This window comes from Halopseudomonas oceani, from assembly GCF_963677335.1.
GTDB classification, from domain to species: Bacteria; Pseudomonadota; Gammaproteobacteria; order Pseudomonadales; family Pseudomonadaceae; genus Halopseudomonas; species Halopseudomonas oceani.
In genome coordinates, this window is sequence record NZ_OY781932.1 from 1,185,031 (window position 1) to 1,198,881 (window position 13,851).

The 13,851-nt window shown below is 62.0% G+C and carries 13 protein-coding genes; 5 read left to right on the top strand and 8 right to left on the bottom strand.

Annotation, left to right across the window (positions count from 1 at the left end):
- Positions 1-3: 3 nt before the first annotated feature.
- The 5 genes from ACKPCU_RS05555 (at position 4) to ACKPCU_RS05575 (ending at position 2,652) form a co-directional block, all read left to right on the top strand.
- Entirely contained in the window at positions 4-384 is a 381-nt protein-coding gene (locus tag ACKPCU_RS05555; protein WP_321350538.1) for an MmcQ/YjbR family DNA-binding protein, read from the top strand.
- Positions 385-480: 96 nt separating this feature from the next.
- Positions 481-1,041 carry a CPCC family cysteine-rich protein gene (locus ACKPCU_RS05560; RefSeq protein ID WP_321350540.1) on the top strand — a complete coding sequence of 187 codons (561 nt, stop codon included), beginning with the start codon at positions 481-483 and terminating at the stop codon, positions 1,039-1,041.
- Between the two features lie 25 nt (positions 1,042-1,066).
- Positions 1,067-1,486 carry an MAPEG family protein gene (locus ACKPCU_RS05565; RefSeq protein ID WP_321350541.1) on the top strand — a complete coding sequence of 140 codons (420 nt, stop codon included), beginning with the start codon at positions 1,067-1,069 and terminating at the stop codon, positions 1,484-1,486.
- A complete protein-coding gene (locus ACKPCU_RS05570; RefSeq protein ID WP_321350542.1) occupies positions 1,483-1,914 on the top strand; it encodes a hypothetical protein in 432 nt (143 codons plus the stop codon). Before ACKPCU_RS05565 ends, ACKPCU_RS05570 begins: the two co-directional genes overlap by 4 nt.
- 60 nt (positions 1,915-1,974) lie before the next feature.
- Positions 1,975-2,652, top strand: a complete 678-nt coding sequence (locus ACKPCU_RS05575) for an MOSC domain-containing protein (RefSeq protein ID WP_321350543.1) — start codon at positions 1,975-1,977, stop codon at positions 2,650-2,652.
- Here the strand turns inward: ACKPCU_RS05575 and ACKPCU_RS05580 are convergent.
- The 8 genes from ACKPCU_RS05580 to ACKPCU_RS05615 all read right to left on the bottom strand — a co-directional run bounded on the left by ACKPCU_RS05580 (position 2,638) and on the right by ACKPCU_RS05615 (position 13,262).
- Positions 2,638-4,743: an enoyl-CoA hydratase-related protein gene (locus ACKPCU_RS05580; protein WP_321350544.1), complete on the bottom strand. Its 2,106-nt coding sequence runs from the start codon at positions 4,741-4,743 to the stop codon at positions 2,638-2,640. The two genes, ACKPCU_RS05575 and ACKPCU_RS05580, sit on opposite strands and share 15 nt — an antisense overlap.
- Entirely contained in the window at positions 4,740-5,801 is a 1,062-nt protein-coding gene (locus ACKPCU_RS05585) for an acetyl-CoA C-acetyltransferase (RefSeq protein WP_321350546.1), read from the bottom strand. The genes ACKPCU_RS05580 and ACKPCU_RS05585 overlap by 4 nt, the downstream gene beginning before the upstream one ends.
- A gap of 185 nt (positions 5,802-5,986) precedes the next feature.
- Positions 5,987-7,168 carry an acetyl-CoA C-acetyltransferase gene (locus tag ACKPCU_RS05590; RefSeq protein ID WP_104739332.1) on the bottom strand — a complete coding sequence of 394 codons (1,182 nt, stop codon included), beginning with the start codon at positions 7,166-7,168 and terminating at the stop codon, positions 5,987-5,989.
- A 123-nt stretch (positions 7,169-7,291) separates the two neighbouring features.
- Entirely contained in the window at positions 7,292-9,232 is a 1,941-nt protein-coding gene (acs, locus tag ACKPCU_RS05595; protein ID WP_321350549.1) for an acetate--CoA ligase, read from the bottom strand.
- A gap of 334 nt (positions 9,233-9,566) precedes the next feature.
- Positions 9,567-10,418 carry a pantoate--beta-alanine ligase gene (gene panC, locus ACKPCU_RS05600; RefSeq protein ID WP_321350551.1) on the bottom strand — a complete coding sequence of 284 codons (852 nt, stop codon included), beginning with the start codon at positions 10,416-10,418 and terminating at the stop codon, positions 9,567-9,569.
- A 4-nt stretch (positions 10,419-10,422) separates the two neighbouring features.
- Positions 10,423-11,217, bottom strand: a complete 795-nt coding sequence (gene panB, locus ACKPCU_RS05605; RefSeq protein ID WP_321350554.1) for a 3-methyl-2-oxobutanoate hydroxymethyltransferase — start codon at positions 11,215-11,217, stop codon at positions 10,423-10,425.
- Between the two features lie 144 nt (positions 11,218-11,361).
- Positions 11,362-11,892 (bottom strand): 2-amino-4-hydroxy-6-hydroxymethyldihydropteridine diphosphokinase, encoded by a 531-nt coding sequence (gene folK, locus ACKPCU_RS05610; protein WP_321350556.1) that lies wholly within the window; start codon positions 11,890-11,892, stop codon positions 11,362-11,364.
- Positions 11,892-13,262 carry a polynucleotide adenylyltransferase PcnB gene (locus ACKPCU_RS05615; RefSeq protein ID WP_321350559.1) on the bottom strand — a complete coding sequence of 457 codons (1,371 nt, stop codon included), beginning with the start codon at positions 13,260-13,262 and terminating at the stop codon, positions 11,892-11,894. The genes folK and ACKPCU_RS05615 overlap by 1 nt, the downstream gene beginning before the upstream one ends.
- Between the last annotated feature and the right edge of the window lie 589 nt (positions 13,263-13,851).

Genomic DNA, 13,851 nt, shown 5'->3' on the forward strand with positions numbered 1-13,851 from the left:
CAGATGGATCTGCAGCGCTATCTGAACAGCAAGCCTGAGGCGCTAGAGGACTATCCGTTCGGGCCGGACGCCCAAGTCTTTAAAGTTCAGAACAAGTTGTTTGCACTGGTATTCCGGCGCGATGGGTGTGAGTGCATCAACCTTAAATGCGACCCGGAAGAGGCTGTCGGTCTGCGTGACTTGTTTGCTGCAGTCAGCCCCGGTTATCACATGAACAAACGGCACTGGAATACCGTGCGTAACGACGGCAGCGTGCCGGTAGGGGAGCTGCAACGAATGATTGATCGCTCCTACGCCCTGGTGGTTCGAGGGTTGCCGCGGGGTGTGCGGCAGGGGATGGAGCTGCGTCATGGGGTCGACACACTCTATGGTGGGGCGCCATAAGTTGTTTGCCGCGACCGACATGGCCCGTGAACTATCTCCACCGCGTCAGCCTGCTACGCTTTGAGCTGGAGAAAATGTTTCTCAGGGAGACGGCGAATGCAGCGGGCGCAGGCAAAACAGCAGTTGGCCAGGTTGATGATGGCGGAGATGGAAGCGTCTGAGCGCGCCGAGGTCGTTGCCTTCTGGTTCTTCTGCGGGTTCTCTGAAGCTGATCCACAGGTCGCGGCGCTGCCTGATGCGCTGCGTACTCTGGTCTGCCGCGGTGTCGAGCCCGCCGACCCGAATGACAGCCAGCTTGATCCGCTGGTGCAGGCCAGCCTGGTCGAAGACCTGTATGGAGTGACCAACGATTATCTACTTCAGGCGTTGACCGAAAGAGGACTGGTGATCGAGCGGATCGACGACGAGGTTGAACCGATGTTTGCCTGCCCCTGCTGCGGTTATTTCAGCCTCAGCAGTGAGGGTGGCTACGAAATCTGCGCGGTGTGTTTCTGGGAGGATGACGGTGTACGCGACCCCACGGAGGTCAGCGGGCCGAACCATCTTACCCTGGCTGATGGCCGCAAGAATGTGCAGGCGTTCGGTGCCTGCGATATGGCGTCGGTGGCGCGGGTCGACAGGCAGGCGCGACAGCGTTACCGTGCTCCGCAGCGCTGAGCACAACAACGAGCAGAGCGGCCTTATGCCTGAAAAACTGGTTTTCCTTCCCGTACTGGCGCAGATTGCCCTGACATTCTGGCTCTACATCACCCTTGCCCGGGCCAAGAATCGCGCGCAGGCGGCCGGCGAGGTCGATGAGGCGCGTCGTGCTCTCTACGATGATGCCTGGCCTGAGCCCGTGCAGCAGATCAACAACTGCATCCGCAACCAGTTTGAACTACCAGTGCTGTTCTACGTGCTGGTACTGTTGCTCTGGAGTGTGGGCGCTGCGGGTGTGCTGGCGCAACTGCTGGCCTGGCTATTCGTTGCCAGTCGGGTGATACATGCAAGGGTCCATACCGGCAGCAACCATGTGCCGACCCGTCGGCGCGCCTTTAGTGTGGGTGCGCTGGTGCTGATGGCCATGACACTACTCGCGCTGGCGGAGGTCTTTGGGGGATGAGAGAGAGCGCTTTTCGCCGTCTGCTGCGCTCCAGCGGCAGGGGCTATCTGCTGGAGGCGGTGGTGTGTTTCGGCAGTCTGGTAGTGCTAATCGGGTTGGGTGTGTTGATGCTGCCGATGGCCTTTGCGGACGAGGCGGACACGCCATTTGCCTGGCTACTGACCGTGTTGTTGCTCGGCGGGCTGTGCGGCCTCTGGGCGTTGATCCAGTTGGTGTCCAAGGTTGCGTTGCCGGCGCGTGAGGTAGCGTCACCACGCGCTATCGTGATCATGTTGCTGCTCGGGGTAGCGAGCCTGCTGACGTTTTACACTCAGTGGAGTCTCTCGCCAGCCGCGAATCTGATGCTGGTGGTGCTGCCGCTGATTGGCAGTGCCCATTTTCTGTTTCTGGCGCGGGATTATCTGGTTCGCCGTAACCGGCGTGGTTGACAGCTGCGGGTTAAATCCGGTCGACTGACGGCTTTCTTCTTCTCTGGATGAGTGCCCGCCATGACTGAAGCTGCCGTTACCCTGTTGTCGATCAACGCTGCCGAGCCGCAGGCGCTTCGCATTGGTGAGCGTCTTACCCGCACCGGGCATTTCAAGCAGGCGCGCAGCGGTGATGTGCTGATCGGTATCGATGGTATTGCCGGTGATTTTATCGCCGACATGAAGCACCACGGCGGGCCGGATCAGGCGCTTTACCTCTATAGCAAGGCCGACATGGATTGGTGGAGCGAACAGTTGCAGCGTCCACTTGAACCCGGTTTTTTTGGCGAGAATCTGACCCTGTCCCACTGGTGGCCTGAGCTGCGGATTGGCGATCAATTGCACTTGGGTGACCTTGTGCTGGAAATCACCGCGCCGCGTATTCCCTGTTCAACGTTGGCGGCACGGGTTGGTGACAGCCGTTTTGCCAAGGCTTTCGTCAAGGCAGAGCGCTGCGGAGCCTACGCCCGGGTGTTGAAGGAAGGTACCGTCTGCGCTGGGCAGACGGTGGTCGTGACTCCGGGTGACAGCGCCTGCCCCAGCATTAACGAAGTCTTTCGTTACTGTCACAGCAAGGGGCTGAACCCGACCTTCCTGCGCCGTCTGCTGGCTGCACCGCTGGCCGAAAAGATGCGTGCGGAGATGGAACAGAAGCTCGCCAGGGCCGAGCAGCAGACCCAGCCGCTACCCGGCCTGTAAGGGTTGGCCTGCGTCTGTTTCCTCGGTCACCGGCTGCCAGCCGGGGTCCGGCGCAAAGCGGGGGCCGAGGTCGGTACTGAGGCTTTGCAGGCGCTGCATGATCGCCGCATGCCCTGTCTCGCGTGCGTGACACAAAGGGCCGCCGCGAAAGGGCGGGAAATAGCCGGCCAGGACCAGTGCCGCATCGAGCATGTCGGCGTCGCTGACAATGCCCTGGCGGCAGGCGCGTACGGCGCTGTTGAGCAGACTGAGCAGTAACCGGTCAGCCTGTTCCGCGTTCAGTTTTGCGGCTCTGCCCTTATTGCCTTTCCAGTGGCTGCGTTTTTTTGCATGTAACGATGTGCGCCCCTGCTCGACCGCGTTGCGCAAAATCAAGGGCGGTTCCGCCAACGGCGTATCGCGTTCGTTGTGCAAACGCTCGAACAGAGCGAGGCAGTCGCCCAACCCCCAGCTTTCAGCAATCGCCAGCGGCCCGCGGCTGCAGCCAAACGCCAGCGCCGCCTGGTCGATGGCATCGGCGCTGATCCCTTCTTCCAGTAGCAGCATGGCTTCCAGCAGCCAGGGGGCCAGGACCCGGCGCAGCAGCAGGCCCGGCTGGCTGCTGACCGGTAACGCTAGACAGCCAAGCTGGCCGACCAACTGGCGGGCCTGTTGCTGGCTGATATTGCGGCTGGTGCTGTGCGCGGCAATCTCGACCAGCGCGCCGTAGGACGGCGCGGCGAAGCGCAGCCCCAATAGGCGCCCGGCATCGCCGAGTGCGGCGCGCAGTGGCTCGACTGGCTCGGCGAAGCTGAGCACCAGTGCCTGTGCCCGCAGCCGCGACTCCAGTTTCTGCAGCTGCTCGCGCCGTTGCTCTAAAGCAGTCTGCTGGGCGTCTATCAGGGCATCGGCCACGGCTACGCCGTGGTGTTCCGGATCAAAGATCAGGGCATCCAGTGCGTGTTGTCGTTGTTCCTCGTTGCGGGCCCGCTGGCTGATCTGTTTGATACAGGCCGTCATGCCAGCGGTCGAGCTGCCAACACTCACGCGTAGGCCTGCCAGTGCGGCCAGTGCCGCGAGCTGAATGCCGTCTTCGCTGTCGCCGAGCAGGTGCAGGTGGGTGAGCCGGCGATTTTCCTTGGCAACAGTCAAATCCTTGAGCCGCTGGCGCTGGAAGAACAGCTGAATCAGGTGACGGCTGGTCGGACTGTTGATCAATCGGGCGAACGAGTAGATCTCGCGATGCAGCAACAGGTCGGGCTTGCCGCCGTGGCGCTGCCAGAGTTCGATCAGGGCCTCTGCCGCCGGATAGTGACGTGGATCGGCCTTGGCACTGGCCTGACGGCGCATGTTCGCCGCAGCCAGGCGCCGTACCCAGTCCAGCCGGAAGGGGCGGCCTTTAAGGTTGCGTCGGTGCAGAGGCAGGCGTCCGGCCAGCGCATCATCAATCAGCGGCCTGAGTTGGTGCTCTGCCGCGACGTGATCAATAAGGCCGGCCTTGTGAGCCTGCTCTGCTTGCAACGCCTTGCCGGTCAGCATCATGCGCATCGCCAGCAGCGGGTCGATCAGGTCAGGTAGCCGCGCTGTGGCGCCCAGCCCGGGATGCAGGCCGACCAGAATTTCCGGTAGGCCGGTGCGGGTGTCCGGCGTCGCCAGGCGCATGTCGCAGCACAGTGCGAGCTCCAGGCCGCCACCGAGGGTCTCGCCATGCAGCACGGCCAGGGTCGGGCAGGGTAGGTCGATCAGTTGCTGGGCCAGCAGGTGCGCGTCGACCAGCTGCCGTACCGCATCGGCTTCGTTGTCGAGCTGACGGAAGTCCTTCAGGTCAGCGCCCATGCAGAATCCTGATGGTTTGGCCGAGCGTATTACCAGCGCGGTTGGCATGTCGCGGCGGAGGCTGGCCAGCACGTCCCCGAGCTCGATCAGCGCCGCAGAGGACAGCAGGTTGGCGCTGCTGTCCGCATGGTCGAACAGCAGCCAGGCGACATCACGTTCGTCCCGGCGCAGGCGCCAGTGTTGCCACGGCGACTGCGCAGGCTGCTGCAATTCGAGGTGGTTGAACGGTCCGAGTTCGCGTTCGCGCAGCGTGAGCGTGTCGGATGCTTGAGTCATTCGCTGGTCTCCTGTGGGCGGGTGATCAGCAAGGCCAGCGCGTGGCCGCCTGCGTGCTGCTCGCAGACGATGCCGCGCGGAAGGTGATTGCGTTGCAGGTTGTCGGCCAGCTGCAGTAATTGGCGGCAGCCGTCGGTGGCGCTCAGTGCGCCAAGGGCAATGCTGCCGCCGTGGACGTTCAGGCTGCAGGGATCGAGGCGGCCGACCGGCTGCTCCAGTCCGAGCTGGCGGTGGCAGAAATCCGCGTCCTGCCAGGCGGCCAGATGGCTCAGCAACGCGAGCGCAGGTGATTCCGGCAACTCCCACAGGTCAATGTCAGCCAGCGACAGCTGCTGCTGGCCCAGCAGGCGCGTGGCGGCCAACAAGGGGGCCAATGTCGGGTACTCGGCGGGTGCCTGCGCATGGCTGCTGGCACCAAGGTGGGCGAGCGGCGTGCGTTTCAGGCGCTGCAGTCCTCTGGGTGAGGCCAGCAGCAGGGCGCAGGCTCCGGCCACCGCATCCGGTTGGTCCTCGGTGCAGGCGTGGCCCTGACTGTCGAACAGGGTTGTACGGTGTCGGTTCGTCAGGCCGCCCTGTTCGGCGTCGTCGGCGCGCAGCCGACTGGCCTCGGCAAAGGCGCTGGCGTCCTCATCCTGTACATCAAACAGCCGGGCCAGGCGTTGAGTCGATGTCAGCAGATCGTTCTGAGGCGTAGCCTTGAGGTCGCTGCTGAGAACCAACACCAGATCGGCATCGCCGCTGCGGATCTGCTGGCTGGCCAGCGCAACGGCAGACAGGCCATGGTCGCACTGGTATAACGCGGTATCGGTGTCCAGCCGCAGACGTTTGCGCAGATCCTGTACCTGTGACTCTGCTTCAGCCGCGAGGATCAGGCTGTCGAGCAGATGCGGGGTAACTGCGCAGCGCAGCAGCAACGGTGCGCTGCACTGCACGGCCAGGTCGAGCAGGCCGAAGCCGCTGCTCTGCAACGTCGCGGCGTTGATCTGTGGGGTACGCAGGCCGTCGATGAGAAGAACATCGGCTGGCGTGGAGGCAGAGTGATTGGTCTGGCTGTCCATGCTGGGCTCATGTGGTTGAACGTCAATTCAGGCTGATGCGCGGTGCAGGCCCGAGCGAACTCCCGCAATAGGAGGGCTGCGCAGGCTATGACCGGACCGACCCGGATCAGTTCAGTGTAGATAAGCTGGGGGCCTAGACAGAAACAAAAGCGCGGCGCCGTGATTGGCGCCGCGGGAGGCGGGGATCAGTCGCGGGCCAATGCCAGCGCCACGCCCTGGCCGCCACCGATGCACAGGGTAGCCAGGCCTTTCTTGGCGTCACGGCGCAGCATTTCGTGCAGCAGGGTAACCAGCACACGGCAGCCGGAGGCGCCGATCGGATGGCCCAGCGCGATGGCGCCACCGTTGACGTTGACCTTGTCTGCATCCCACTGCAGCTCCTTGCCGACGGCCAGCGCCTGGGCGGCGAAGGCTTCGTTGGCTTCGATCAGGTCCAGGTCGGCAACCTGCCAGCCTGCCTTGGCCAGGCAGCGCTGGGTGGCGGAGACTGGGCCAATACCCATGATCGCTGGATCAACGCCCGCGTTGGCATAGGAGGCGACGCGAGCCAGTACCGGCAGGCCCAGCTCGGCGGCTTTGCTGGCGCTCATCATCAGCACGGCGGCGGCGCCATCGTTAAGGCTAGAAGCATTACCGGCGGTAACGCTGCCCTCTTTCCTGAAGGCCGGTTTGAGGCTGCCGAGGCTCTCTGCGGTGGTGCCTGCGCGCGGCTGCTCATCCCGGGTGATCAGCAGGGCATCGCCCTTGCGCTGAGGGATGCTGACCGGGGTGATTTCCTTGTCAAAGACGCCGGCGTCGCGGGCGGCAACGGCTTTCTGCTGGGACGCTGCGGCGAAAGCGTCCTGTTCTTCACGGCTGAGGCCATACTTGTCGACCAGGTTTTCGGCAGTAATGCCCATGTGGTAGTTGTTGAAGGCGTCCCACAGGCCATCCTGGATCATTGTGTCGATCATCTGGCCGTGGCCCATGCGCTGACCGGTGCGCGAGGTGGGGATGATGTGCGGTGACAGGCTCATGGACTCCTGGCCACCGGCTATCATGATCTCGGCATCGCCGCAGCGGATCGCCTGAGCGGCGAGGTGCAGGGCTTTGAGGCCGGAGCCACAGACCTTATTCAGGGTAAGAGCGGGAACACTGTGCGGCAGGCCTGCGTGGATGGCAGCCTGGCGAGCGGGATTCTGGCCGCAACCAGCGGTCAGCACCTGTCCGAATATGACCTCGTCGACGGATGCAGGGTCGATTTCAGTCTCGTCCAGCAAGCGGCGGATGACGGTGGCTCCCAGCTCGTGGGCGGGCACCTTGGCAAACTGGCCCCCGAAACTGCCGATGGCGGTACGGGTGGCGGCAACAATCACGACCTCTTGCATGAACAGGCTCCTCTATGCAGGCACTATTTTTCGAGTGCACAAGCATAGAGGGGCGCTCTATTCAGAACAAGCTGTCTCGTCACTGGTACAACCTTTCGGCTGCACCAGAACGCTGGATCACCCTCAGGCGTGGGCGATCCGGTTGGCTATCAGGTCCTGTACCACTGCCGGGTCGGCCAGGGTAGAGGTATCCCCCAGAGTGTCCAGCTCATTGCAGGCGATCTTGCGCAGGATACGACGCATGATCTTGCCCGAGCGGGTCTTCGGCAGGCCTGGCGCCCATTGCATGAACTCGGGGCGGGCAAAGGCACCAACCTGATCGGCAACAAAGGCCTTCAGCTCTTTGACCAGCTCCTCGCTTGGGGTAATCCCGTTCATTGGTGTGACGTAGACGTAGATGCACTGGCCCTTGATGTCGTGCGGGCAGCCGACCACGGCTGCCTCGGCGACCGCGTCGTGCAGCACCAGCGCGCTTTCCACCTCGGCGGTACCGATGCGGTGACCGGAGACGTTAAGCACATCGTCCACGCGGCCGGTGATCCAGTAGTAACCGTCTTCATCGCGGCGGGCACCGTCGCCGGTAAAGTAAACGTCTTTGTAGGTGCTGAAGTAGGTGTCGATCAGGCGCTGATGGTCGCCGTAGACGGTGCGGATCTGGCTCGGCCAGGAGCGCTTGATTACCAGGTTGCCGCTGGTCGCGCCGTCGAGCTCGTTGCCTTCCGGGTCATACAGTGCGGGCTCGACGCCAAAGAACGGACGGGTGGCTGAGCCCGGCTTGAGCATGGTTGAACCTGGCAGCGGGGTGATCATGGCTGCGCCGGTTTCGGTCTGCCACCAGGTATCGACGATCGGGCAGCGCTGCTCACCGACCACGTGGTAATACCATTCCCAGGCTTCCGGGTTGATCGGCTCGCCGACGCTGCCGAGCAGGCGCAGGCTGGCGCGCGAGGACGACTTGACCGGCGCATCGCCCTTGGCCATCAGCGCGCGCAGGGCGGTCGGAGCGGTGTAGAAAATGTTGATCTGGTGCTTGTCGATCACCTGCCAGCAGCGGGACGCGTCCGGGTAGGTCGGTACGCCCTCGAACAGCACGGTAGTGGCACGGTTGCACAGTGGGCCATAGACGATATAGGAGTGGCCGGTGATCCAGCCCACGTCAGCGGTGCACCAGTAGACTTCGCCCGGTACGTAGTCGAACACGTAGTAGTGGGTCATTGCCGCCATCAGCAGGTAGCCGCCGGTGGTGTGCAGTACACCCTTGGGCTTGCCGGTGGAGCCGGAGGTGTAGAGGATGAATAGCGGGTCTTCGCTGTCCATTGGCTCGGGGGCGCACTGGTTGCTCGCTGCGGTGGTCGCTTCGGTGTAGCAGACGTCACGCTTTTCATCCCAGGCAACGTCAGCACCGGTGCGCTTGACGGTTACCACGGTGTGAACGTCGGGGCAGTCCTTCAGGGCCTTTTCGACGTTGACTTTGAGCGGGACAGTCTTGCCGCCGCGCACACCTTCGTCGGCGGTGATCACCGCGCGGCAGTCGGCGTCGAGAATGCGATCACGCAGGGCGTCTGGCGAGAAGCCACCAAACACTACGGAGTGGACCGCACCGATGCGTGCGCAGGCGAGCATGGCGTAGGCCGCTTCGGGAATCATCGGCATGTACAGGCAAACGCGATCGCCTTTGCTGACACCGCGTTCCTTCAACACGTTGGCCAGACGGCAGACTTTATCGTGCAGCTCGTTGTAGCTGATGCGGGCATCTTCGCTCGGATCATCACCTTCCCAGATGATGGCGATTTCGTCACCGTGCTCGGCAAGGTGGCGGTCGATGCAGTTGACGCTAACGTTGAGCTTGCCGTCGATAAACCAGGCAGCCTGACCTTTGCTCAGGTCGCTTTCATGAACCTTGCTCCAGCGCTTGTCCCAGGTCAGAAAGCGCTCGGCCTGCTCGGCCCAGAACTGGTCGGGCTGCTCAAGCGACTGCTTGTACATACGCTGATAGGTCGCGTCATCCAGATGCGTGTGCGCGCGAGCGGACTCGGACACCTTGTGGTTTTCGATTGCGTACATGGGTATTCCCCTCTTGTTATTGAATCAGGCAGTCTCTTGTCAGCCGGCCCTGCAGAGGGTCTGTCCGGTGCTGCAGCAGAGATTCCAGACCGGCGAAACCGCTTGGGGTTGGTCGGTCAGTTTAGGCTATTTAGCGTCGGCCATCAGAGGGGGGCAAGACAACCCTTCTTTGGTATGAGAGGGTGGCGTCAAATCGGCGGGCCGCTAGGGAAGCACTGATCAATTCCACACGCCCTCTGCGAGTGCTCAAGGGTGCGGATGCAAGGCGCGATGTGCAGCCAATAGTGGTCCTATTGGCAAGCAACGCAACGCCGCAGGAGAAGGATTCAGCCGCTCAGGAGCGGCTGAATTCGAGGTTGTCGATCAGGCGGGTGGCGCCGAGATAGGCTGCTGCCAGCACAACCAGTTCGGCCGTATCGTCGCTGACGGGTGCCAGGTTTTCGGCGTTGCGCAGGTCAAGATAGTCCGGACGCATGCCCGCGTCACTGAGGCGTTGGCTAGCCTCCGTGATGATCTGGGCATAGTCGTTCCGACCACCCTGAACCTCGGCGGCAATCTGCTGCAACGTCCGCTGCAGAATCGGCGCAATAGCCCGTTGTTCGGCGCTCAGGTAACCGTTGCGAGAGGATAATGCCAGACCATCCTCGGCGCGAATGGTCGGGTGGCCCATGATCTGTACCGGCAGGCAGAGATCGTGCGCCATCTTGCGAATCACGGCGAGTTGTTGATAGTCCTTCTGGCCGAATACGGCGACGTCCGGGCCAACAATGTTCAGCAGCTTGCTGACGACCGTCGCTACGCCTTCGAAGTGGCCGGGGCGGCTGCCACCACAAAGTCCTTCGGAAACCACGGGGACGCTCACCCGGGTGTGACCCTCCATGCCCTCGGGATACATCTCGCTGGCAGTGGGCGCGAACACCAGGTGGGCGCCGACGTCCAGCAGCTTCTTCTGGTCTTCGGCGAGGGTGCGCGGATAACTGTCCAGATCTTCGCCCGGCCCGAACTGCATCGGATTGACGAAAATGCTGACCACCACGTAATCGGTGCGCTGCAGTGCCTTCTCGACCAGAGCGATATGGCCGGCGTGCAGGTTGCCCATGGTGGGAACCATACCAATGCGCTTGCCTTCCTGGCGGGCACGACTTACCGCAGCGCGCACTTGCGCGATGGTGTGCAGAGTGTTCATGGGCTCAGAACTCGTGTTCGGCTGCTGGGAATTCTACGCTCTTGACCGCATTCACGTAGGCGCGAATGGCCGACTGAATGTCGGGCTGACCGGTCATGAAGTTTTTCACGAAGCGCGGGACGCGTCCACTGAGCGAGAGGCCCAGCATGTCATGGACCACCAGTACCTGGCCATCGGTGCCGCTGCCAGCGCCGATGCCGATAACCGGTACGTTGACTGCCGCAGTAATGGCATTGGCCAGGGCTGGTGGCACACACTCGAGCAGCAGCATGGCGGCGCCCGCGGCCTCCAATGCCTTGGCATCCTCGATCATGGCGCGGGCCTGCGCTTCGTCACGGCCCTGCACCTTGAAGCCACCCAGCACATTGACGGTCTGCGGGGTCAGGCCCATGTGAGCACAGACCGGGATGCCATTGCGGCTCAGCACTTCAATGCTGTCTGCCAGCCAGCGACCGCCTTCCAGCTTGACCATGTGAGCGCCGGCACGCATGAGTTCGGCGCTATTGGTCAGCGCCTGCTCCAGGGTGGCGTAGGCCATGAAGGGCAGGTCGGCCATGATCAGCGCGCCCTTGTTGCCGCGTTTGACGGCGGCGGTGTGGTACGCCATGTCGGCAACGCTGACTGGCAGTGTGCTGTCGTGGCCCTGCAGGACCATGCCCAGCGAGTCGCCGATCAGAATGACTTCAACGCCTGCTTCACTTTCAACGTGGGCGAAGGTCGCGTCGTAGGCTGTCAGACAAACGATCTTTTCGCCGCTTTGCTTGAGTTTGTTCAGCGTGGTCAGAGTAACGTCAGGCATGGCTGATTCCAGTGTGTGGCTGTTGCTGGGCGCTTCGGCACCGTTGAAGTTGACGCTCGCGCCGGGTGCAGTGGCGAGAGTATAGCCTTGGCCAGGCAGGCTTCCGGTAGCACGTGGCTGGTCACCGGAATCGCATCCTACGTGTCAGCCCGGGGGTGTCAAGTCCGTTTGCGCACCAGCCTGTTGTATAAAAAATGGCAATGCCTGCAGATCACCGCGTGGGCAGTTCTGCAGCATGTCATGCAGTGCTGTGCCGTCGGGCATTTGCAGCGTCGGTGCGATTTCTGCCAGAGGGTAAAGGACAAAGGCGCGGGCGTGCATATGATAGTGCGGTACTTGCAAGCGCTTGCTTTGGATTACCTGGTCACCGTAGAGCAGGATGTCCAGATCCAGTGTGCGTGGACCCCAGCGCTCGGCTTTGCGCACCCGGCCATGCTCCTGCTCGATACGCTGTAACTGGTCGAGCAGCGCTTCGGGGGGCAGCTCGGTGTCGAGGGCGAGCACGGCGTTGATATAGGACGGTTGATCCTGTGGCCCCATTGGCGCACTGCGGTACAGCGACGAGCAGCTGATCAGCTGGCTTTGCGGCAGTGCGCGCAGTGCCCGGCAGGCGGTCTGGACCTGTTGAACAGGATCGCCCTGGTTGCTGCCCAAGGCTATATAACAGCGTGGCATCAGTTGCCCTGCGGCTTGCGCGGCTTGTTTCTGCGGGGGCGTGAACGTGAGCGCTTGCCGCCGCTTTTGTTGCCATCGCCGAGTTCGCGAATCATCTGCCGGCGCTGGTCTGGACCGGCGTCCTGATACTGAGTCCACCACAGACCAAGGCCGTCAGTCTGCTCGCCAGCCGCTTCGCGCAGCAGCAGGAAGTCGTAGGCTGCGCGGAAGCGCGGATGCTCCAGCAGCTGATCAGCTCGGCGGCCACTGCGACGCTCAAGGCGCGGTTGCATGTCCCAGATTTCCCGCATCGGAATACTGAAACGCTTGGGAATGGCGGTGTGCAGGCATTGCTCTGCAAGCAACTCGTGAGCGGCCTGCTGGTAGGCGGGGATTGCCGGTATACCCTGTTCTTCCAGGTGCTGCACGCGCTGCGGCAGGGCTGGCCAGAGCAGCGCCGCGAACAGAAAAGCCGGGGTAACCGGTTTGTCCTGGGCAATGCGTTCGTCGGTATTGCGCAGTGCCTGGCGGACCAGCTGCAAGGTGTAGTCAGGACGTTCGAGGATCGCTTCGTCGGTGTCCGGGAACAGCGGCGCGACCAGATCGTACTGGTAGAGCAGGTCGAAGGTCGCCAGACCCTGGCCGCTCATCAACAGCTTGAGGCTTTCATCAAACAGCCGTGCTGCAGGTATGTCATGCAGCAGCGGGGCCATCGACTCGATAGGCGCCGCGGTGTGCTGCTCAATCTCGAAGTTCAGTTTGGCCGCGAAGCGCACGGCGCGCAGCATGCGGACTGGGTCTTCCTGATAGCGCTGTTCGGGGCGGCCGATCAGCCGGACCAGGCCGTTGCGGATGTCGTGCACGCCGTTGGCAAAGTCGTGAATCTGACCGGTGCTGACATCAAAGTAGAGTGCGTTGATGGTGAAGTCGCGGCGCTGGGCGTCCTGCTCGAAGGTGCCGTAGACGTTGTCGCGCAGCAGCCGCCCGGACTCGCTCTGACGCGATTGTTCTTCCGAGGCCTCGGCTTCGTGGTTGGCTCGGAAGGTGGCGACTTCGATGATTTCCCGACCGAAATGTACGTGGACCAGCTTGAAGCGCCGGCCGATCAGGCGCGCGTTGCGAAATGTCGCGCGAACCTGTTCAGGCGTTGCACTGGTGGCGACGTCAAAGTCTTTGGGTGTGATATCAAGCAGCAGGTCACGTACGCAGCCGCCAACTAGGAAGGCCTGATAGCCTGCCTGTTGCAGGCGTTCGACCACACTGACGGCGTGCCGGCTTAGGCGCTCTCGACGCAACTTGTGCTGGCTGGCGGGGATAACGCTCGGCGTGGTACGACGGCGCTGAGGATGGCCGAAGGGTGAAGGTATTTTCTGCAACAGCTTTCGAATCATAGGGTTGGGTTGTTCCGGCTGCCGATCAGCGTGAGCTGTTGCTCTGCCTGTTGACTTGCACGGTAGCGCTGATGAATGGGATCGCGCAACAGGCTGCTTGGCCGAACGCGAATATAGCCTGTCGGCCGCAATTGACGTGCATTCTAGCCTGAAATGTCTTGAAAGGTAAGGAAGGGGATAATTCGGGATGAAGCGCTTGGGGGGAGAAAGCTCAAGGGGAGTAGTGAACTCCCCCTAATGGTTTTTTATTATTGTTTTTATCAGAGCTGTTCTTCTTTTTTGTTTGAAGCGGCAAACGCCGCTTTCCGACTGACCCATCTCGGGTTGTCCAAAACAAACGGATTGCTTTGGAAGCTTAGGTTCGAAACGGCCTTCTTGTGGCTTTGGACGGTGGGTTGCTTTAGCAACTTTTATTCTTCTCTGCCCAATCGAACATCCTGTTCGCGATCCGACTGCTATTCTCCAAAAAAATCAGTTTGCTGCGTCTCTCACGTCTTGTTTTTATTGTGTGTGGAGTCGAATGTTATTTTTGTTATGAGTTTTGGTTTTTATTGTTGTTGTGCCAGATATAAAGCATTCGCCGTGCCAA